The 20,438-nt window shown below is 67.4% G+C and carries 14 protein-coding genes; 8 read left to right on the plus strand and 6 right to left on the minus strand.

The window, feature by feature from the left end; all coding sequences use genetic code 11:
* Positions 1 to 12: 12 nt before the first annotated feature.
* The 3 genes from MSP7336_RS04015 to MSP7336_RS04025 all read left to right on the plus strand — a co-directional run bounded on the left by MSP7336_RS04015 (position 13) and on the right by MSP7336_RS04025 (position 6,541).
* Positions 13 to 4,164, plus strand: coding sequence for an alpha-(1->3)-arabinofuranosyltransferase (locus tag MSP7336_RS04015; RefSeq protein ID WP_113963094.1), 4,152 nt, complete (start codon positions 13 to 15; stop codon positions 4,162 to 4,164).
* Between the two features lie 27 nt (positions 4,165 to 4,191).
* A complete protein-coding gene (locus tag MSP7336_RS04020) occupies positions 4,192 to 5,634 on the plus strand; it encodes a lipase maturation factor family protein (protein ID WP_113963095.1) in 1,443 nt (480 codons plus the stop codon).
* 118 nt (positions 5,635 to 5,752) lie between these two features.
* Positions 5,753 to 6,541, plus strand: coding sequence for a hypothetical protein (locus MSP7336_RS04025; protein WP_113963096.1), 789 nt, complete (start codon positions 5,753 to 5,755; stop codon positions 6,539 to 6,541).
* Here the strand turns inward: MSP7336_RS04025 and fdhD are convergent.
* The gene (fdhD, locus tag MSP7336_RS04030) at positions 6,538 to 7,359 is read right to left on the minus strand and encodes a formate dehydrogenase accessory sulfurtransferase FdhD (protein ID WP_113963097.1); all 822 of its coding nucleotides are present in this window, start codon (positions 7,357 to 7,359) and stop codon (positions 6,538 to 6,540) included. The two genes, MSP7336_RS04025 and fdhD, sit on opposite strands and share 4 nt — an antisense overlap.
* Positions 7,360 to 7,418: 59 nt before the next feature.
* Here fdhD and MSP7336_RS04035 point away from each other — a divergent pair, with 59 nt between their 5' ends.
* Complete coding sequence (locus MSP7336_RS04035) at positions 7,419 to 8,210, plus strand: hypothetical protein (protein WP_069397161.1); 792 nt, start codon at positions 7,419 to 7,421, stop codon at positions 8,208 to 8,210.
* Between the two features lie 2 nt (positions 8,211 to 8,212).
* Here MSP7336_RS04035 and MSP7336_RS04040 read toward each other — a convergent pair whose 3' ends face one another.
* Both MSP7336_RS04040 and MSP7336_RS04045 read right to left on the minus strand, forming a co-directional pair.
* The gene (locus MSP7336_RS04040) at positions 8,213 to 9,772 is read right to left on the minus strand and encodes a succinic semialdehyde dehydrogenase (RefSeq protein ID WP_069397143.1); all 1,560 of its coding nucleotides are present in this window, start codon (positions 9,770 to 9,772) and stop codon (positions 8,213 to 8,215) included.
* A 34-nt stretch (positions 9,773 to 9,806) separates the two neighbouring features.
* The gene (locus MSP7336_RS04045; RefSeq protein ID WP_280524354.1) at positions 9,807 to 11,465 is read right to left on the minus strand and encodes an acetolactate synthase large subunit; all 1,659 of its coding nucleotides are present in this window, start codon (positions 11,463 to 11,465) and stop codon (positions 9,807 to 9,809) included.
* Positions 11,466 to 11,512: 47 nt separating this feature from the next.
* On the opposite strand from MSP7336_RS04045, the gene MSP7336_RS04050 reads away from it, so the two are divergent.
* A complete protein-coding gene (locus MSP7336_RS04050) occupies positions 11,513 to 12,904 on the plus strand; it encodes an NADP-dependent succinic semialdehyde dehydrogenase (protein ID WP_069397162.1) in 1,392 nt (463 codons plus the stop codon).
* Positions 12,905 to 12,999: 95 nt separating this feature from the next.
* On the opposite strand, the gene MSP7336_RS04055 is transcribed toward MSP7336_RS04050, so the two are convergent.
* On the minus strand, positions 13,000 to 13,941 hold the full coding sequence (locus MSP7336_RS04055) for a R2-like ligand-binding oxidase (protein ID WP_069397144.1): 942 nt from the start codon (positions 13,939 to 13,941) through the stop codon (positions 13,000 to 13,002).
* Positions 13,938 to 14,624 carry a TetR/AcrR family transcriptional regulator gene (locus tag MSP7336_RS04060; RefSeq protein ID WP_069397145.1) on the minus strand — a complete coding sequence of 229 codons (687 nt, stop codon included), beginning with the start codon at positions 14,622 to 14,624 and terminating at the stop codon, positions 13,938 to 13,940. Before MSP7336_RS04060 ends, MSP7336_RS04055 begins: the two co-directional genes overlap by 4 nt.
* Before the next feature lie 157 nt (positions 14,625 to 14,781).
* On the opposite strand from MSP7336_RS04060, the gene MSP7336_RS24425 reads away from it, so the two are divergent.
* From MSP7336_RS24425 to MSP7336_RS04075, 3 genes are read left to right on the plus strand one after another with little or no spacing between them, the layout of a single operon-like run.
* The gene (locus MSP7336_RS24425) at positions 14,782 to 16,689 is read left to right on the plus strand and encodes a serine/threonine-protein kinase (protein WP_142706729.1); all 1,908 of its coding nucleotides are present in this window, start codon (positions 14,782 to 14,784) and stop codon (positions 16,687 to 16,689) included.
* 10 nt (positions 16,690 to 16,699) lie between these two features.
* Entirely contained in the window at positions 16,700 to 17,680 is a 981-nt protein-coding gene (locus MSP7336_RS04070) for a phosphotriesterase family protein (protein ID WP_113963099.1), read from the plus strand.
* A complete protein-coding gene (locus MSP7336_RS04075; protein ID WP_113963100.1) occupies positions 17,677 to 19,155 on the plus strand; it encodes an AMP-binding protein in 1,479 nt (492 codons plus the stop codon). Before MSP7336_RS04070 ends, MSP7336_RS04075 begins: the two co-directional genes overlap by 4 nt.
* On the opposite strand, the gene MSP7336_RS04080 is transcribed toward MSP7336_RS04075, so the two are convergent.
* Entirely contained in the window at positions 19,121 to 20,281 is a 1,161-nt protein-coding gene (locus MSP7336_RS04080; protein ID WP_232321080.1) for an acyltransferase family protein, read from the minus strand. The two genes, MSP7336_RS04075 and MSP7336_RS04080, sit on opposite strands and share 35 nt — an antisense overlap.
* Between the last annotated feature and the right edge of the window lie 157 nt (positions 20,282 to 20,438).

Here is a 20,438-nt window from a genome sequence, read left to right on the forward strand (position 1 = left end):
CAAGCGGCGCCGTTGTCGCGGCGGTGGCTGTGGTTGGTCGGGGCGCTCGCGCTGGTTTTGAGCTTCGCCCAGTCACCCGGGCAGATCTCCCCCGACACCAAGCTCGACCTCACCGCCAACCCGCTGCGCTTTCTGGCGCGCGCCACCAACCTGTGGAACAGCGAACTGCCGTTCGGGCAGGCGCAAAACCAGGCCTACGGCTACCTGTTCCCGCACGGCACGTTCTTCCTGGGCGGCCACCTGCTGGGGCTGCCGGGCTGGGTGACCCAGCGGCTGTGGTGGGCGCTGCTGCTCACCGTCGGATTCTGGGGGCTGCTGCGGGTCGCCGAGGCGCTCAGAATCGGCACACCGGCGTCGCGGGTGGTTGCCGCGACCGCGTTCGCGCTGTCGCCGCGGGTGCTCACCACCCTGGGCTCGATTTCGTCGGAAACCCTGCCGATCATGCTGGCGCCGTGGGTGTTGTTGCCGACGATCCTGGCGCTGCGCGCCGAACCCGGCAGGTCGGTGCGGCGGCTGGCCGGGCAGGCCGGGCTGGCGGTGGCGCTGATGGGCGCGGTCAACGCGATTGCGACGCTGGCAGGCTGCCTGCCCGCCGTGATCTGGTGGGCCTGTCACCGGCCGACCCGGATGTGGTGGCGCTACACCGCCTGGTGGTTGGTCGCGCTGGTGTTGGCCATGACGTGGTGGCTCGCCGCGCTGATCCTGATGGCCCGGATCAGCCCGCCGTTTCTGGATTTCATCGAATCCTCGGGCGTCACAACACAATGGTCGTCGCTGGTGGAGGTGCTGCGCGGCACCGACAGCTGGACACCGTTCGTCGCACCGACCGCGACCGCGGGCGCGCCGCTGGTCACCGGCACGGTGGCCATCCTGGCCACCAGCCTGGTGGCCGCGGCGGGTCTGGCAGGTCTGGCCATGCGCGCGATGCCCGCCCGGGGCCGGCTGGTGAGCATGCTGCTGGTCGGGGTGGTGTTGATCGCCGCCGGTTATTCGGGTCGGCTGGGGTCGCCGGTGGCCCATCAGGTACAGGCGTTTTTGGACGCCGCCGGCGCGCCGCTGCGCAATGTGCACAAGCTGGAATCACTGATCCGCATCCCGCTGGTGCTCGGTCTGGCGCAGCTGCTGAGCCGGATCCCGCTGCCCGGTAGTGCCCCGGCCCGGGAATGGATCCAGGCGTTCGCGCACCCGGAACGCGACAGACGCGTCGCCGCCGGGATCGTCGTGCTGACCGCGTTGATCGTCGGCACGTCGCTGGCATGGACTGGTCGGCTCACCCCGCCCGGCACGTTCCGCGCCATCCCGCAGTATTGGCACGACGCCGCGAGCTGGCTCGACCAGCACAACACCGGTGGGCGGGTGCTGGTGGTCCCCGGCGCGCCGTTCGCCACCCAGGTGTGGGGTACCAGCCACGACGAACCCTTGCAGGTATTGGGCGAGCGCCCATGGGGGGTGCGTGACTCGATCCCGCTGATCCCGCCGCCGGCCATCCGGGCGCTCGATTCGGTGCAACGCCTGCTCGCTGCCGGCCGGCCATCCGCGGGCCTAGCCGATACCCTTGCCCGCCAAGGGATTTCATACATCGCGTTGCGCAACGATCTGGACCCGGAGACGTCGCGCTCGGCCCGCCCGATTCTGGTGCGCCGCGCCATCGCGGGGTCGCCGCGGCTGGAAAAGGTGGCGCAGTTCGGTGCGCCGGTCGGCCCCGGCCCGGTGGCGGGGTTTGTCAGCGACAGTGAACTGCGACCGAGATATCCGGCGGTCGAGATCTACCGGGTGAACGCCGCGGATCCGGGCACGCCGTACCTGGCCGACCTCGACCGGCTGCCCCGCGTCGCCGGCGGGCCCGAGGTGTTGCTGCGCCTCGACGAGCGACGGCGACTGCAGGGCCGCCCGGCGCTGGGCCCGGTGCTGCTGGCCGCCGACGCCGAGCGCGCCGGGCTGCCCACGCCCGAGGTCACCGTCAGCGACACCCCGGTCGCGCGGGAAACCGACTACGGCCGCGTCGACAACCATTCCTCGGCCATCCGCGCCGCCGGCGACGCCCGGCACACCTTCAACCGGGTGCCCGACTACCCCACCCCGGGCGCCGAAACCGTCTACGGCGGCTGGATCGGCGGGCGGCTCACCGCCTCCAGCTCGTCGTCCGATGCGACCGCGCTGCCCGACGTCGCGCCGGGGAGCTCACCCGCCGCCGCGATCGACGGCGACTCATCGACCGCGTGGGTCTCCAACGGGCTGCAGTCGGCCGTCGGGCAGTGGCTCCAGGTGGATTTCGACCATCCGGTGACCAACGCCGCCATCACGCTGACGCCCAGCGCCACCGCCGTCGGCGCGCAGGTTCGCCGCATCGAGATATCGACCGTCAACGGCACCACCACGCTGCGGTTCGACGAGGCCGGCAAGCCCCTCACCGCGGCGCTGCCCTACGGCGAAACACCGTGGGTGCGAATCACCGCGGTCGGCACCAGCGACGGGTCGGCCGGTGTGCAGTTCGGCATCACCGACCTGTCGTTCACCCAGTACGACGCGTCCGGCTTCGCTCACCCGATCGACCTGCGGCACAGCGCGCTGGTTCCCGCGCCTCCCGGCGGCGCGGTGGCGGGCTGGGACCTGGGACCGGAGATGCTGGGCCGGCCCGGCTGCGCCCGCGGCCCGCACGACGTCCGGTGCGCGGCGTCGATGGCGCTCGCCCCGGAAACCCCGGCCACCTTCAGCCGCACCCTGAGCGTGCCGCGGCCGGTGTCGGTGACGCCGACGGTGTGGGTGCGGGCTCGGCAGGGCCCCAAGCTGGCCGACCTGGTCGCCGAGCCGGACACCACCCGGGCCCGCGGCGACTCGGATCTGATCGATGTCCTGGGCTCGGCGTATGCGGCCACCGACGGCGATCCGGGCACCGCCTGGACGGCGCCGCAGCGGGTGGTGCAGCACAAGACGCCACCCACGTTGACCTTGACGCTGCCCCGACCGGCCGAGGTGGCCGGGCTGCGGCTGGTGCCCAGCGGGTCGGCGGTGCCCGCGCACCCGACCCTGGTCGCCATAGACCTCGGCGACGGCCCGCAGGTGCGGGAACTCAGCTCGAACGACGGGTCCGCACAAACGGTGCGGCTGCACCCGAGAGTCACCGACACCCTCACCGTCAGTTTGCTCGACTGGGACGACGTCATCGATCGCACCGCGCTGGGGTTCGATCAGCTCAAGCCACCGGGGCTGGCCGAGATCGCTGTGCTCGACAGCGACGGCCACCCGATTGCGCCCGCCGACGCCGCCCGCAACGGCGCGCGGGAGGTCACCGTGGGCTGCGAGCGCGGCCCGGTCGTCGCGATCGCCGGCCGGTTTGTGCACACCGCGATCACCACCACGGTGGCCGCGCTGCTGAACGGCGACCCGGTGATCGCCCAGCCCTGCGAGGACCGGCCGATCGAGCTGCCGGCCGGTCAGCAGGAACTGTTGATCAGCCCCGGCGAACAGTTCATTGTCGACGGCGCCGAATTGTCGGAATCCGAAATATCCGGTGCCACAACGGTTCCCGTCGATACCGGCGAATGGGGGCCGGCGCATCGGCAGGTGCGGGTGGCCCCGGCATCAGCCTCGCGGGTGTTGGTGGTGCCGGAAAGCATCAACCGCGGCTGGGTGGCGCGCACCAGCGCCGGCGACCGACTCGAGCCGGTTGCCGTCAACGGCTGGCAACAGGGCTGGGTGGTACCGGCCGGGACCTCGGGCGTCATCACGCTGACGTTCGCGCCCAACTTTGCCTACCGGGTCGCGCTGGCCGGGGGTCTGGCGCTGCTGCCGCTGCTGGCGTTGCTGGCGCTGTGGCCGGCCAGGCGAAAACCGCGCCAGGATGCACCGGCTCCGCCCTGGACGCCCGGCCGGTGGGCGGTGGTGCCGGTGCTGGCGGCCGGCGCGGTGATCGCCGGCGCGGCGGGTGTCGTGGCGTTCGGCGCCGCATTCGCCCTGCAGTGGGCCAGGCGACGCGACATGGTGTCCGTCGCGCTCAGCGCCGGCGGGCTGATTGCCGCTGGGGCCGCGTTGTCGCGGCACCCGTGGCGATCGGTCGGCGGATATGCCGGACACTCTGCCGTGGTGCAGCTGCTTGCACTGATCTCGTTGGCCGCGCTAGTAGCGTCGGTGGTGGTATTGCAACCAGGCGAAGCGCGAGAATAGACGTCCACCGTCGCCGGGAGTGCGAACATGGAATGGTTCGGCGCACCTGAATATTGGCTGGGCAGGCTAATACTCGAGCGCGGCATCGCAGCCATCTATGTGGTCGCGTTCATCGCCGCGGCGCGGCAATTCCGCGCACTGATCGGTGAGCACGGCATGATGCCGGTGCCGAAGTACTTGGCCGGAGTCTCTTTTCGGCGAGCGCCCAGCATCTTTCACGCGCACTACTCCGACCGGTTTTTCGCCGCCGTCGCGTGGTTCGGCGCGGCATTGGCCGCGGCGATCGTGGCCGGCGTTACGGGTCTGGTGCCGTTATGGGCCGCAATGCTGATGTGGCTGCTGCTGTGGGTCCTTTACCTCTCGATCGTCAACGTCGGGCAGACCTGGTATTCGTTCGGATGGGAGTCGCTGCTGCTGGAGGCCGGGTTCCTGGCGATCTTTCTGGGCAACGAGCACATCACACCGCCGGTGTTGACGATGTGGCTGGCGCGGCTGCTGCTGTTCCGGCTCGAGTTCGGCGCGGGCCTGATCAAGCTGCGCGGGGATCGCTGCTGGCGCGACCTGACGTGCCTGTATTACCACCACGAGACGCAACCGATGCCGGGACCGCTGAGCTGGTTCTTCCACCACCTGCCCAAACCGCTGCACCGAATTGAGGTGGCCGGCAACCATTTCGCGCAGCTCGTGGTGCCGTTCGGGTTGTTCGCCCCGCAGCCGGTGGCAAGCGTGGCGGGGACGATCATCGTCATCACCCAGCTGTGGCTGGTCGCCTCCGGTAATTTCGCCTGGCTCAACTGGCTGACAATTGTGTTGGGCGCCAGCGTGATCGACACGTCCTGGTGGGCAGCGGTAGTGCCGATCCCGCAACCGCCCGCGATGACGGACGCGCCGAACTGGTTCGCCGGGTTGGTGATTGCGTTCGCCGCGCTGTCGCTGTTCCTGAGCTATTGGCCGGCGCGCAACATGCTGTCTCGTCGGCAGCGAATGAACATGTCGTTCAACCCTTATCACCTGATCAACACCTACGGCGCCTTCGGCAGCATCAGCCGCGTTCGCCGGGAGGTGGTGCTCGAAGGCACCGACGAGCCGACGATCACCGAGCACACGGTGTGGAAGGAATACGAGTTCAAAGGCAAGCCGGGATCGGTACGTCGGCTGCCGCCGCAATGGGCGCCGTATCACCTGAGGCTGGACTGGCTGATGTGGTTCGCGGCGATCTCCCCGCACTACGCCTACCCATGGTTGCGCGCGCTGCTGGTGCGATTGCTGGAAAACGACCCGGCGACGCTGCGGCTGCTCAAGCACAACCCCTTCGGCGAGTCGCCGCCGAAATTCGTGCGGGCCCAGCTCTACCGCTACCGCTTCACCACCTGGCGAGAACTGCTGCGCGATCGGGCGTGGTGGCATCGCACCCTCGAAGGCGCCTACCTGCGCCCGGTTGCGCTCGAAAAGCTACAATCCGGACGCTAGATGGTTAAATTCTCCGCAGAAGCGGAGGAAATTCGGGATAGCATCCGCGGGTCAGAATCAGAGCTAGTACCTTGACGGGCACCGAGGAGTACTCGCGCGCCGATAAGGAGACAGCGAAATGCCCCGTCGTGGCCGCACCCGGCAGCGTCGTCGATCGACCGCGACCAAGGCGGCCCGCCGCGGGGTCGCTGTCGGCGCGGCCGCCGGCGCGTTCCTGGCGTTCGGCGTCTCGCCGCCGGCCACCGCCGATGCGGACCTGTTCGACCTGATCGTCGATCCCATCGTGGATTTGATGTCGGGCACGTTCACCGTTCCGGACAGCCTGCTCGACAGTTCGGCCGGTTCACCGGAGCCGCTGCTGGCCGCGGCGCTGCCGGCAGATTCGATGACGGACCTGTGGACCCAGATTCACGCCGCCGGCCAGAGCTTTATCGAGGATCCGGCGAACGCGGAATTCCTTGCCGGCATCAACCAGCCGTTCGTCGAGTGGTTCGGCCGCGAGCTGATCGGCAACGGCCTCGACGACTTCACCGGTTCCAACACGTCGGTGTTCGGCAGCACCGGGCTGTTCGGCGACCTCGGCGACGGCGGATTCCTGTTCGGCGACGGCGGGGACGGCGCGGCGGCGGTGGTGTCCGGCGGGCACGGCGGAGACGGTTTCGCGGGCGGCGACGGCGGCAACGGCGGCGACGGCGGGGCCGGCGGTAACGGGACGACCGACGTGGCCGACTCGGCCGGCGGAGCCGGCGGCGGGGGCGGCCACGGCGGCAGCGCCGCGCTGGGATCGGGTAACGGCGGCGCCAACGGCACCGACGGTATCACACCCGGCAGCGGGGGCGGCGGCTGCGGCGGCGGACCCGGTGTGGGAGGTCCGGGTGGCCCGGGCAGCGGGACCGGCAACTGTTAGCCGATACGGTCGGGGCGGCTGTAGACGTTCATGGAATCCCCCCGCAGGAAAGCCACCAGCGTCAGGCCGGACTGGCCGGCGAGATCGACTGCGAGCGACGACGGCGCCGAAACGGCTGCCAGCACCGGGATTCCAGCCATGACGGCCTTCTGGGTCAACTCGAACGAGGCGCGTCCGCTGACCAACAGCACCGTGCCGGTCAGCGGTATCCGGTCCTGCTCGACCGCCCAGCCGATCACCTTGTCCACCGCGTTGTGACGGCCGATGTCCTCGCGGACCACCAGCATGGTCGCGTCCGCGTCGAACAACGCGGCTGCGTGCAGACCGCCCGTACTGGCGAAGACATCCTGGGCCGTGCGCAACTTCTCGGGCATGCCCGTCAGCGCCGCGGCATCGACGTGCACCGGATCGTCACCCGGACAGTACCGGCTGACCAATTCCACCGCTTCCAACGAGCCCTTACCGCAGACACCACACGAGGATGTGGTGTAGAAGTTACGGGCGACACCCACCTCGGGCATCGGCACGCCGGGGGCCAATGTGACGTCGAGCACGTTGTAGGTGTTGAGGTTGCCCGCTTCTGCACCGCGACAATACCGCACGGTCAGCAAGTCGTCACGACGTGCGATCACGCCCTCAGAAAGCAAAAACCCTTGCGCCAGTTCGAAATCCGATCCTGGCGTGCGCATCGTAACCGTCAACGGGCTGCCGTTGAGCCGGATCTCCAGTGGTTCCTCGACCGCAAGGGTTTCGGGTCGCTCGGCAGCACGACCCGACGTGAGGTGACTGACGCGCCGGCGCGTTGTTACTCGGCCCATGGGACTTCGGGGCGCTCGGTCATGCAACCGAATGTACTTGAGTTGATATGAAGGAACCCATGGCGCATAGCTGCTCCGCCCTGTCGGGCGTCGACGTGCTGATCGGTATCGACGACACCGACAACCAGTGGAGCCCCGGAACGGGGCGGCGCGCCCGTGCCCTGCTGCGCGAACTCGCCGCGGCAAACCTCGGTACAGCCGCCGGAGCTACTCGGCATCAGCTCCTGGTCGACGACCGAATCCCCTATACTTCACACAATTCCAGCGCATGCCTGGCCTGGCGCAGCCCCGAGGACAATCCCGACGCCGTCGCGGCACAGATCATCGAGCTGGCCGGTCAGTTCCTCGAACGAGTCTGTCCAGCGGACGCCGATCCCGGTCTCGCCGTGGCCATCCCCGGGCTGCTCGGCGAAAACGCCGAGATGCTAGTGGAGTTCGGATATCGCGCGAAGCAAGAAGTGCTGCACGCCGGACAAGCCCGTGAACTTGCCGCCGAGCTCGGCGTGCATCTATCCGGACACGGCGGCACCCAGGACGGGGTACTCGGCGCGCTAGCGGCGATCGGGCTGCAACTGTCGGGCAACGACGGGCTGTTCATCACCCTGCCGGGCATCGAAGAGCTCCCCTACGAGGCCACCATCGACGACCTACATGCGCTGACACCCATCGACCTCGCCCGCGACGGAGCACGTCAACAGCCCAAGCCGGGCGAGCTCATCGAACTCGGTGACTGGGTCCGCCCGGTATTACTCGACAACCGCGCAGTGCTGTTACTCGAGCCGCCCAAGCCGCAACCCGACGGTCGGCGCCTGTGGCGGACGGCACCACGTTCCGTCGTCAAACAACACTGAGGTCACTTGACTCCCGGCATGTGCTTCAACAAGCGCAGGCCGCGGGACATGATCCGCGCATAGCGGCGGGGATGCAGCCCCGGCGGCACTCCGACAGGCAGCAGTCGCTCGACCGCAATCGTCTGGGACTCAGTGTATTTGAGAATGCCGTGCTCGCCGTGCCGGCGCCCCAGACCAGATGCCTTCATGCCACCCATCGGGGCGTCCACCGACCCCCAGGCCGCCGCATAGGCCTCGTTGACGTTGACGGTGCCGGCTTGTAGCCGGGCCGCGACGTCCCGGCCGCGCTTGGCATTCGACGTCCAGACGCTGAAGTTGAGGCCGTAGTCACTGTCGTTGGCCTTCGCGATGGCCTCCTCCTCGCTGTCGACGCGGTAGAGCGAAACCACCGGCCCGAACGTCTCGTCAGCGAACGCGGTCATGCCTTCGCGCACCCCGGACAGGATTGTCGGCTCGTAAAAATACGGGCCGATGTCGGGACGGGCCCGGCCACCGGCCAGCACCTCGGCACCCTTGCTCACCGCGTCGTCGACGTGACGACGAACCGTCTCGAGTTGCTTCTCCGAGATCAACGACCCCATGTCGGCCGAATAGTCAAGTTCCGCAGACAGTTTCAGTGCTTTAGCAGCTTCCGCGTAGCGTTTCGCGAAATCATCCCACAACGAACCGGGCACATAGATCCGCTCCACCGAGATACACAGCTGCCCGGCGTTGGAGAACGCGGCCCGCACAGCGCCGGACACCGTCTTGTCGACATCGGCGTCGTCGAGCACCAGCAACGCATTCTTGCCGCCCAACTCCATCGAGCAGTCGATCAGCTGCTGACCGGCCTGCGCAGCGACGGTGCGGCCCGTCGCGGTTGAGCCGGTGAACATCAGGTAATCGGACTGCTCGATGATCGGCGTGCCCAACTCGGCACCAGAACCTGTGACCACCTGCACCAAACCCGCTGGCATGCCGGCCTTCTCGAGCATTCGGACCGCCCACAGCGCCGAAAACGGGGTCTGCTGATCGGGTTTGGCCAATACGGCGTTGCCGGCGACGATCGCCGGGATCGCGTCACTGATCCCCAGAGTCAGCGGGTAGTTCCACGGCGAGATGATGCCGACCAGCCCCTTGGGGTGGTGCAGTTCGGTCACCTGCGTCAGCACCAGCTGCACCCCTTGGCGGCGCTTGGGACGCAGGTAGCCTTCGGCGGTGTTGGCGTAGTAGCGGGCGGTCACGCAGACGTCCATGACCTCCTCGAACGCGTGCCGGCGCGCCTTGCCGTTCTCGAGTTGAATGAGATCGAGAACCTCGTCTTGGTGTTGCAACACCAGATCGTGGAAGCGCCGCAGCACGGCCGCACGTTCGCGGATCGGCCGATTGGCCCAGTCGCGCTGAACGGCGCGACCACGTTCGGCCGCGGCGATCACGTCATCGCTGGTGCAGCGCGGGACGCTGCCCAGGAGTTGTCCCGTCATCGCGTTGGTCACCTCGAGGCGGGAATCCGGGTTGGCGGCGTCGACCCGGCCGGCCAGCTCGTCCAATAGGACCGTGGTGTCACTGAGTGTGGTGGTCATGATGTTGTCTTTCTGTGTGTTTTAGGTGGTACCGCTACAGCGTGCCGTCCAGTTGGCCCAGCCGCTCAGTCAGTCGCAGGTTCTCCGAGTAGTCCACCGGGCAGGAGATCAGCGAGACACCGTCGTCGTCGAGCGCGGCTTTCAGCGTCGGCAGCAGTTCGTCGGCGCTGGTGATGCGGTATCCCTTGGCGCCGAAGCTTTCGGCGTAACTGACCACATCTGGATTGTTGAACTTGACGTAGTAATGGTCGCCGAGTTCGAGATCCATCTTCCACTCGATCAGGCCGTAACCGCCGTCATCCCAGATAAGCACCACCAGCGGGATTCGCTCCCGCACAGCGGTCTCGATCTCCTGAGAGTTCATCAAAAACGCGCCGTCGCCGACCACCGCCAATACCTTGGCCTCCGGCCGGGCCAGCTTGACCCCCAGCGCTCCGGGAAGCGCAAAAGACATGGTGGACAATCCATTTGAGATCAGACAGGTGTTGCGTTGATACGTCGGGTACAACCGCGCCATCCACATCTTGGTGGCGCCGGTGTCCATTAGCACGACGTCGTCGCGGCCCAACGCGGCGCGGATATCGGCCACCAACCGCTGCGGCGCCAGCGGAAAACGCGAATCCTGTTGTCCGCGGGCGCATTCCTCGGCCAGCAGATGACGTCCCGGAGCGGCGCCGTCACTGGCGAAGTGCTGGCCCGCCAACGCGTCGGTGAGCGCGTCCAACGATGCGCTGATGTCACCGATGATGCCTACGTCGACCGAATAGTGCATGTCCACCTCGGCTGGAAACCGGTGAACGTGGATGATCTTCTTGTCGGCGTTGGGATTGATCTGGACCGGATCGAACTCCTGCAGCTCATAGCCGACCGCGATCACGACATCTGCGTTGTCGAACCCGAAGTTGACATAGTCGTGCCGCATGAACCCGATCGTCCCGATGGTGTTGGGGTGATCGTCGGGCATCACGCCCTTGCCGTGGAAGGTGTTGGCGACCGGGATGCCGAGCGTCTCGGAGAACCGGACCAGGGCCGCGGTCGCGTCGTTGCGGGCAGCGCCGTGCCCGCTCAGCAGCACCGGCCGCTTCGCGGCGCGCAAGATCTCGACCGCCCGCTGGACCTGGCTGGGCGAGGGCGACTCGGCGCGCACCACATTGCGCGGCAGCGGCGCCAAGTCGTAGTCGGTTTCGTCAGCGTCGATGTGTTCTGGCACCGCGAGGTAAACGGCAGCCGGCCGCTCGGTTTCGGCCAGCTTGAAGGCCTTACGGAACATCTCCGGGATGGCGCGGGCGGTGGGAACGCCGTCGGCCCAGCGGGTGATCGGCGCGAACATCGACACCAGGTCGACGTATTGGTGCGATTCCTTGTATTCACGATCGTGGCCCACCTGGGCGGAGATCGCGACCAGCGGCGTGCTGTTGGTGGTGGCGTCGGCGACCCCGAGCTGCATGTTGATGGCGCCGGGGCCCAGCGTGGCCGACACCACCGCGGCCCGGCCGGTGACCCGCCCATACATCTCGGCCATGAACGCCGCCGCCTGCTCGTGGCGGGTGAGCACATAGCGGATATCGGAGCCGGCGAGCGCCTGCACGAATCGGATGTTCTCCTCACCGGGTAGCCCGAAGACAACGGAGACACCCTCGTTTTCCAGGCATTTCACCATCAACTCGGCGGCTGTGCTCACACTGGCCACCATAGTGGCAGTCTGGAATGCGACACCCCGCGCAGCAAAAGGAGGGCAGCGTGCCCATCGCCACGATCAACCCGGCTACCGGAGAGACGGTCAAGACCTTCACCGCGGCGACGGACGAGGAAATCGACGCCGCGATCGCCCGCGCGCACGACCGGTTCGCCGACTACCGCCGCACCAGCTACGCCCAGCGCGCGGAGTGGACCAACGCGACCGCTGACCTGCTGGAGGCCGAAGCCGACGACGTCGCGGCGATGATGACGCTGGAGATGGGCAAGACGCTGGCGTCGGCGAAGGCAGAAGTCTTGAAGTGCGCCAAGGGTTTTCGGTTCTACGCCGAGCATGCCGAGAAGCTGCTGGCCGACGAGCCGGCTGACGCGGGCAAGGTCGGCGCGAAAAAGGCCTACACCCGCTATCAGCCGCTGGGCGTGGTGCTTGCGGTGATGCCGTGGAACTTCCCGCTGTGGCAGGCCGTGCGGTTCGCCGCGCCCGCGCTGATGGCCGGCAACGTCGGAATTCTCAAGCACGCCTCCAACGTGCCGCAGACCGCCTTGTACCTGTCCGACGTGATCCGTCGCGGCGGTTTCCCCGACGGCTGCTTCCAGACGCTGCTGGTCCCGTCCAGCGCGGTGGAGACCATCCTGCGCGATCCCCGGGTGGCCGCGGCCACGCTGACCGGAAGCGAGCCGGCCGGACAGTCGGTCGCTGCGATCGCCGGCGATGAGATCAAGCCCACCGTGCTCGAACTCGGCGGTAGCGACCCGTTCATCGTGATGCCGTCGGCGGACCTCGACGCGGCGGTGTCGACCGCGGTGACCGCGCGGGTGCAAAACAACGGCCAGTCGTGCATCGCGGCGAAGCGATTCATCGTGCACGCCGACGTCTACGACGAGTTCTTGGCCAAGTTCGTCGACAAGATGGCCGCGCTGCGGGTCGGCGACCCGACCGACCCGGACACCGACGTCGGCCCGCTGGCCACCGAATCCGGCCGCGCCGACGTCGAGAAGCTGGTCGACGAGGCCGTCGCCGCCGGTGCGGTGATCCGGTGCGGCGGAAAGCGTCTCGACCGTCCCGGCTGGTTCTACCCACCGACGGTGATCACCGACATCAGCCGGGACATGCCGATCTTCTACGAGGAGGTGTTCGGCCCGGTCGCCTCGGTGTACCGCGTCGCCGACATCGACGAGGCCATCGAGATCGCCAACGCCACCACCTTCGGGCTGGGCTCCAACGCCTGGACCCGCGACGAGGCGGAGCAGCAGCGCTTCATCGACGACATCGAGGCCGGACAGGTCTTCATCAACGGGATGACGGTGTCTTACCCCGAGCTGCCGTTCGGCGGCATCAAACGGTCCGGCTACGGCCGCGAGCTGGCCGGCCACGGCATTCGCGAATTCTGCAACGCCAAGACGGTGTGGGTGGGCTCTGCCGACGGCGGCAAGTAGCCGACGTCGGACCCGCCGAGTGTGGGCCTTATGCACGAATTTCACGCCATTCCCGTACTTAAGGCCCACGCTCGGCGCGGGGTGCGGGAGGTGCGCTACGCGGAGACCCCGGCCAGCGCCTTCTGGTCCTCGTCGGCGAAGGTGTCTTCCAGCTGCACCGGCGAGTAGTCGAGGTCGATCTCCTCGACCGGGCGTCCGCGCGCACTGGAGATCGTGCCGAAACGCCGCATCCCCTTGTCGCTGGCGTACTGCATGAACTCTTCGGTGGAAAGGTCGAACGGCATCGGGTCGTAAAGGGAGAAGCCTTCTTCGATCAGGCGCAACCCGAGCGGCATCAACTCGTTCATGCGGGTTTCGAAGACGTCCCAGTTGGCGTCGTCGGCGGCGACGTGGCGCCGGCAGGTGAAGGTGCCCCACGCCATGTGGCGCCGCTCGTCGTCACCGATGCGGCGGACCAGCTCCTGCATGCCGGGAAGGATGCCGCGCTCCACACAGATCTTGTGCCAGCCGAAGTAGCCGGTCAGCGCCAACATGCCCTCGACCATGTGGTTGTAGGTGACCGACGCGCGGACCTGGGCCGCCGGTGACGGATCGACCGACAACGCGTTGAGGCAGTCCGGCAATTCCTCGTAGAAGATCGTGCGGTAGGTGGGGATGTCGTCCAAGAAGGGATGCAGGTCTTCGGTGACGCCGACCGCGTCGAGCCACATCCGGAACACCTGCACGTGCTTGGCTTCCTCGAATGCGAACTGGGTCAAATACATTTCGTCGCCCAGCCGTCCTTCGGCGCGCATTGCGCTCATGAACGGCTGAATGTCCTCGGTCACCGCTTCCTCGCCGGCGATGAATTCGGCGCACAGCCTGGTGGCGTAGTGGCGTTCGACGTCGGTCAGCTTTTCCCAGTCCGCGCGGTCGCGGGAGAAGTCGATGTCGGCCGGATTCCAGAACTTCGCGTTGCCGCCGGCGAACAGCTTGAGCGGCAAGCTGTCCCAGTTGAGTCCGCCTTTGACCATTGAACCTGAACTCGTGCGTGTCATGGCGCGGTGACCTCCTTTTGATCATTGCGGTGCGTTTGCGGCAATCCGGCGAATGCGGCTGCCAAGACGGCGACGAGCCTGCGCACGGCCAGCGCAGGCTGCTCTGGGGTGGGGTCATCGAGCCCGAGGACCGGATCCATGCCGCGCACGTACGGCGCCAGCGCGAGATGCGGAAAGATCAACAGCAGCAGCGACAACAGCGCGTCGATATCACAATCCGCCCGCAGATCGCCGCGGGTATGCGCGTCACGCACCAACGGGCGCAGCACTTCCAGGTAATGGCGGTGAATGACGGACCGCACGCTGATACGGGCATCGGTGTCGACTTCGAGGCTGGCCGCCGCATGTAGCGAACGTTCCCGGGGGTGATCGGCGAAGTAGGCGACCCAATCGTCGAGCAGGTCGGTGAGGAAATCGAAAAACGGTCTGCTGGGGTCGAGTTCACGGATGCGGTTCTCCATGTAGGAGCGCACGCGCTGGCTGCCGACGTCGGCGATGAACGCATACAGGTCGCGCTTGTCGGCGAAGTACTGAAACAGGCTGCCCTTGGCGACTCCGGCGCGGCGGGCGATGACGTTCAGGCTGCCGCCGGAGAAACCGTGCGCGCCGAACTCGGCCTCGGCGGCTTCCACCACGGCCGCCCGTCGAGCCGGGTCGACGCGCGACCAGGTAACCGTCGGCATACCGCCTCCTCGCTGCGATGACCACTGGTCACTCTAGTGTGAGCCAGCTCACTTCTCAAGACCGTTTCCAGTCGCGGGCCAATACTGACGCCTGCGTAGCGCTCGACGCCTAGACTCCAACCGCGAGGAGCTCGCGATCGCCGGGGAGGTGCTGTTGGTGGAGGAGCCGCCAGCCGGCGGCACGGCTGAGGGACCCCACGCCGCATCGCAGTTCGGCCCGTACCTGCTGAAGCGCCTGCTGAGCCGCGGCGGGTTCGGTGAGGTATACGAGGCCTTCGACACCAACAAGAATCGGACCGTAGCGCTCAAACTGTTGCCGCAGTCCTTTTCCGCCGACCCGGTGTTCCGGCAGCGGTTGTTTCGGGAGGCCAGCACCGCCGGCAGGCTCAGCGACCCGCACGTGGTGCCGATCCACGACTACGGGGAGATCGACGGCCAACTGTTCATCGACATGCGGCTGATCCGCGGCACCGACCTGCGCACCGTGATCGACGAGAGTGGTCCACTGGAGCCGCAGCGGGCGGTATCGATCGTCGGCCAAATCGCTTCGGCCCTCGATGCCGCGCACGCCGAACAGATCGTCCACCGCGACGTCAAACCCGCCAACATCTTGCTCACGCCAAAGGATTTCGCCTGCCTGACCGACTTCGGGCTGGCCAACGCCGCCACCGACGCCAAAATCACGACGGCCGGCACCACCGTCGGCACGTTCGCCTACATGGCGCCCGAACGGTTCACCGACGAAGAGAGCGACCACCGCGCCGACATTTACGCGCTGGCCTGCGTGCTTTACGAATGCCTCACCGGTGCACCGCCGTACCCGACTGACGACCGGACCGCCCTGATCGCCGCCCACCTGACCGCCCCGATTCCCCGGCCCAGCCAACAGGGCTCCGATGTCCGGCCCCGATTCGACGACGTCATGTCCCGCGGCTTGGCGAAATCTCCCGAGGACCGCTACGCCAGTGCCGCTGAGCTCGCCGAGGCCGCCCGCCAGGCGTTGGCTCCGGCACCGCGCCCCGTCACGGCAAGCCCCGCCGCCGGCGCGGCACCGGCACCGCCGCGAACCGCGCGACGCGGCAGGACCGCGCTGGTCGCCACGGCCGGCGTCGTCACGCTGGCGGCCGTCGCCGGGGGCGCGTATTGGATCCACCACCGGCACGGCGAGCCGCCCGTTGCCACCATCTCGAGCACCATCACCGCCACCATTCCGGTCGGCAAACACCCGCAGGGAGTAGCGGTCGATCCGACCACGCACACCGCCTACGTGGCCAACTACGGCGACAACACGCTGTCGGTGGTCGACACCGCCAACCGCACCGTGACCGGCGCCATCCCCGTCGGGCAACACCCGCAGGGCGTGGCCGTCGACCCGACCACGCACACCGTCTGCGTCACCAACAACCGCGACGACACGGTATCGGTCGTCGACGCCACCAACGGCACTGTGCGGGCCACGATCCCGGTCGGCACCAACCCGTGGGGCGTGGCTATCGATTCGACCACCCACACCGCATACGTGGCCAACAACTGGGACAACAGCGTTTCGGTGATCGACCTGACCACCAACACCGTGGTCGCCACCATCCCGGTCGGCATCAACCCCTACGGCATGGCGGTCGATCCGACCACCCACACCGCCTACGTGGCCAACAGCGACAACGCCGTATCGGTCATCGACGGTCCCCGGCGTGTCGTCGCCACCACGATCAAAGTCGGCTCCGGCAATCGCGGGGTCGCCGTCGACCCCCGGATCCACACCGCTTACGTGGCCAACAGCGACAACGCCGTGTTCGTCATCGACACCACCAGTCGCGCGGTCACCGGCACGATCAAAGTCGGCAACGGTCCGCGCGGGGTGGCCGTCGACCCCGGCGCCGACACCGCGTACACCATCAACAGCGACGACAACACGGTGTCGGTCATCGACACCACCCGCCGCGCGGTCGCCACCACGATCACCGTCGGCGAACAGCCGGAGCGGGTGGCCGTCGATCCCAGCACTCACACCGCCTACACCACTAACAGTGACAACACCCTGTCGGTAATCGAGTCCGCCCCTTAGCATCGGGTGCGTGTCGCAACTGAATACCGCACGTGGACCAATCGATACGGCCGATCTCGGGGTCACGCTGATGCACGAACACGTGTTCATCATGACCACCGAGGTCGCCCAGAACTATCCCGAAGCCTGGGGCGACGAGGAACAACGCGTGGCCGACGCCATCACCAGGCTCAACGAACTCAAGGCGCGCGGGGTGGACACCATCGTCGACCTCACCGTCATCGGGCTGGGCCGCTACATCCCGCGCATCGCGCGTGTCGCGGCCGCCACCGAACTCAACATCGTGGTGGCAACCGGGCTCTACACCTACAACGATGTGCCGTTCCGGTTCCACTACCAGGGACCGGGAACCCAGCTGGACGGCCCGGAGATCATGACCGACATGTTCGTCCGCGATATCGAACAGGGCATCGCCGATACCGGTATCAAGGCGGCAATCCTCAAGTGCGCCACCGATGAACCCGGTATCACTCCCGGGGTGGAGCGGGTGCTGCGTGCCGTCGCGCAGGCGCACAAACGTACCGGGGTGCCGATCTCGACGCACACCCACGCAGGTCTGCGGCGCGGCCTGGAACAGCAGCGCATCTTCGAAGAGGAGGGCGTCGACCTGAGCCGGGTGATCATCGGCCATTCCGGTGACAGCACCGACGTCGGCTACCTCGAGGAGCTCATCGCCGCCGGCTCCTACCTCGGCATGGACCGGTTCGGTATCGACGTGATCTCGCCGTTCGAGGACCGGGTCAACATCGTGGCGCAGATGTGCGAGCGCGGTCACGCCGACAAGATGGTGTTATCCCATGACGCCAACTGCTATTTCGACGCGCTGCCCGAGGAGCTGTTGCCGGTGGTCGCGCCCAACTGGCATTACCTGCACATCCACAACGACGTGATCCCGGCGCTGAAGGAGCGCGGCGTCACCGACGAGCAGTTGCACACGATGCTCGTCGACAACCCACGGCGCATCTTCGAAAGGACGGGTGCCTACGAATGACCCAGGCTGAGCCGATCCCGCCCATCGGGACTCAGATCTCGCAGCTTGCAGCCATCGCTCCCGACGAGCCCGCGGTCACCTGTGACGGCATGACCCTCACCCGCGCTGAGCTCGACGCCTCGACGAACCGGCTGGCCCGTGCGTACGCCGAACGAGGTGTGGGCATCGGCGACTATGTGACCATCGTGCTGCCGAACTCCATTGAGTGCATTCAGGCCGCCGTGGCGTGCTGGAAATTGGGTGCGGTGCCCCAACCACTGTCGGCGCGGTTGCCGCACGCGGAATTACAGGGCCTGCTGGACTTGCGACAGCCCGCTCTGCTAGTGGGCGGCGATCACCCCGAAATAGCGAACGTACCAGCAGGTTTCACTCCCGAACCGGCGCTGTCGGATGGTGCGTTACCGGAAGCGGTGTCGCCGGTGTGGAAGGCGATGGGATCGGGCGGCAGCACCGGGCGGCCCAAGCTGATCGAAGCCGGCGGCGACAGCCGGATACCGCCGGCCATCGGTTATCCGCTGGGCGCGCAGGAAGGTGACACCACGCTGGTCCCGGTGCCGCTGTCACACAACACCGGATTCACCACCGCGACACTGGCTTTGCTGATGCGCCACCATCTGGTGCTGATGAGCCGGTTCGACCCCGAGCAATTCCTGCGGCTGATCACCGACCATCGCGTCACGTTCCTGATGACGGTGCCGACGATCATGCAACGGGTGCTGCCGGTCTACCACGCCGACCCGCAGTCGTACGACCTGTCGTCCATCCGACGGTTCTGGCACCTGGCGGCACCGTGCCCGCCGGCGGTCAAGGAGGCGTGGATCGATCTGCTCGGTCCGGAGAAAGTGTGGGAGCTCTACGGCGGCACCGAACTTCAGGCATTGACGTTCATCTCGGGCGACCAATGGCTGACCCACCGCGGGTCGGTCGGAGTGGTGGTCACCGGGGAGATGAAGGTGCTCGACGACGACGGCCGGGAGCGCCCGCCGGGGGTGGTCGGCGAGATTTACATGCGGCCCAGCCCGGGCAGCCCACCGACCTACCGATATGTCGGGGTCACCGCGAAAAACCGCGACGGATGGGACTCGCTCGGCGATTTGGGATATTTCGACGAAGACGGTTTCCTTTACCTGTCGGACCGTCGCGTCGACATGTTCACCGTGGGCGGCCGCAACGTCTACCCCGCCGAGATCGAGAACGCTCTGTCGGCGCATCCAGAAGTGTTGTCCTGCTTGGCGGTTGGCGTGCCGCACGATGACCTGGGTCAAGTGCCGTACGCTCTCGTCCAGCCGATCGCCGGATCATCCCTCGACGAAGAGGCGGTGAAGGCGTTTCTGGCGGAACGCATTGCCGGCTACAAGGTGCCGCACATGGTCGAGTTCGTGGACACCCCGTTACGCGACGACGCCGGCAAGGCACGCCGCTCGGCGGTACGCGACGAGATCATGGCGCGATTGCGTCCGCTTGGCGCTGGCTGACCTCGCGAGGCTCCCGCCTGCGGGTCTCCCAGCGTCGCAACGCTTCTCGGCACGGTGACTCGACCAGCGCGTAGCTCACGGCGGCGATCGCGATGGCGAAAAACAACGTCAGCAGCAACACCTGCGGCATGTGGCCCTGGAACGAGAACTCGCCGATCACCGGAAACACCATGGTCAGCGCCGCAAGGTGCCAGATGAAGATGCCGTAGGACCAGCGTCCCAGGGTCACCATCGGGGCGCTGCCCAGCAGCCGATGGGGGGTGTCCGGCCGGTCCAACACCAACGGCGCGACCAGCGCGACGGCGACCAGCGCGCCCATGGCCGCCTTGACGGTGAACTCTGCGGCGGTGCTCGGTGTCAGCCCCGGCGGACCGGCGAGCGGCGAAGCGGCCACCAGGTAGGCGGCCACGGCGACAACCGCCATCAGCACGCGGTGGCGCGCCAGTCGATGCGGCCACCCGAGCGGGCTGTGCACCCACTCGGCGAGCAGCATCCCGGCTGCGAACCAGGAGAAGAACGCCGGCGGCCAGTTCAACGGGTTGAGCCCGGATGGCGCGTGGAATGGGATCCATCCCCAAAACAGGCTGGCAATTGCCAGGCCGGCGATCACCGGCACCCGCGCCCGAACCGGCAACCGGACGGCCAGCAGCGCAAGGACAGGCAGGGCCAGATAGAACGTGACCTCCACCGACAGGCTCCACATCTGCGTCAGCCCGGCGGTCAGCGTCAGCGGCACATAGACCTGGGTCAGCGACAGATTGGCCAGCCACACCGTCAGGCTCGCGTGCGAAGCGTCGGGCAGCAGGGTCAAGATCACCACGACGGCCACTACATATGCCGGCATGATGCGCACCACCCGCGAGCGCAGATAGTGACCGGTCGACGGGCTGGGTCCCAGGTCTCGGGCGGCTGCGGCATGCCCGCGCCACAACAAGAATCCCGACAGCGTGAAGAACACCGCGACCGCCAGATCGAAGCGCCCGAACAGCCGCCCGTCGACCCCGTGGGAATGCCCGGTCTGGAATGCGACGTGCGTGACGACCACGCCCATGGCCGCGCATGCGCGCATGCCCTCGACGGCGGGCAGGAAGGACCGGGTCCCACCCACCTGCTGGTTAGGGGTCATGGCGCCACTCCTCGATCGCGGCTTCGCCGGCATCAAGGGCATCACCGTCGTTGCCGCGCGTCATAGCCGACAGTCTGCCCGTGACGGGTTGCCCGGACGAATCGGGTACACCGGATTTGCGGGCCGCGCAGACATAAGCCGGCACCTTAAATTCTGC

The organism is Mycobacterium shimoidei, from assembly GCF_900417275.1.
GTDB lineage: Bacteria > Actinomycetota > Actinomycetes > Mycobacteriales > Mycobacteriaceae > Mycobacterium > Mycobacterium shimoidei.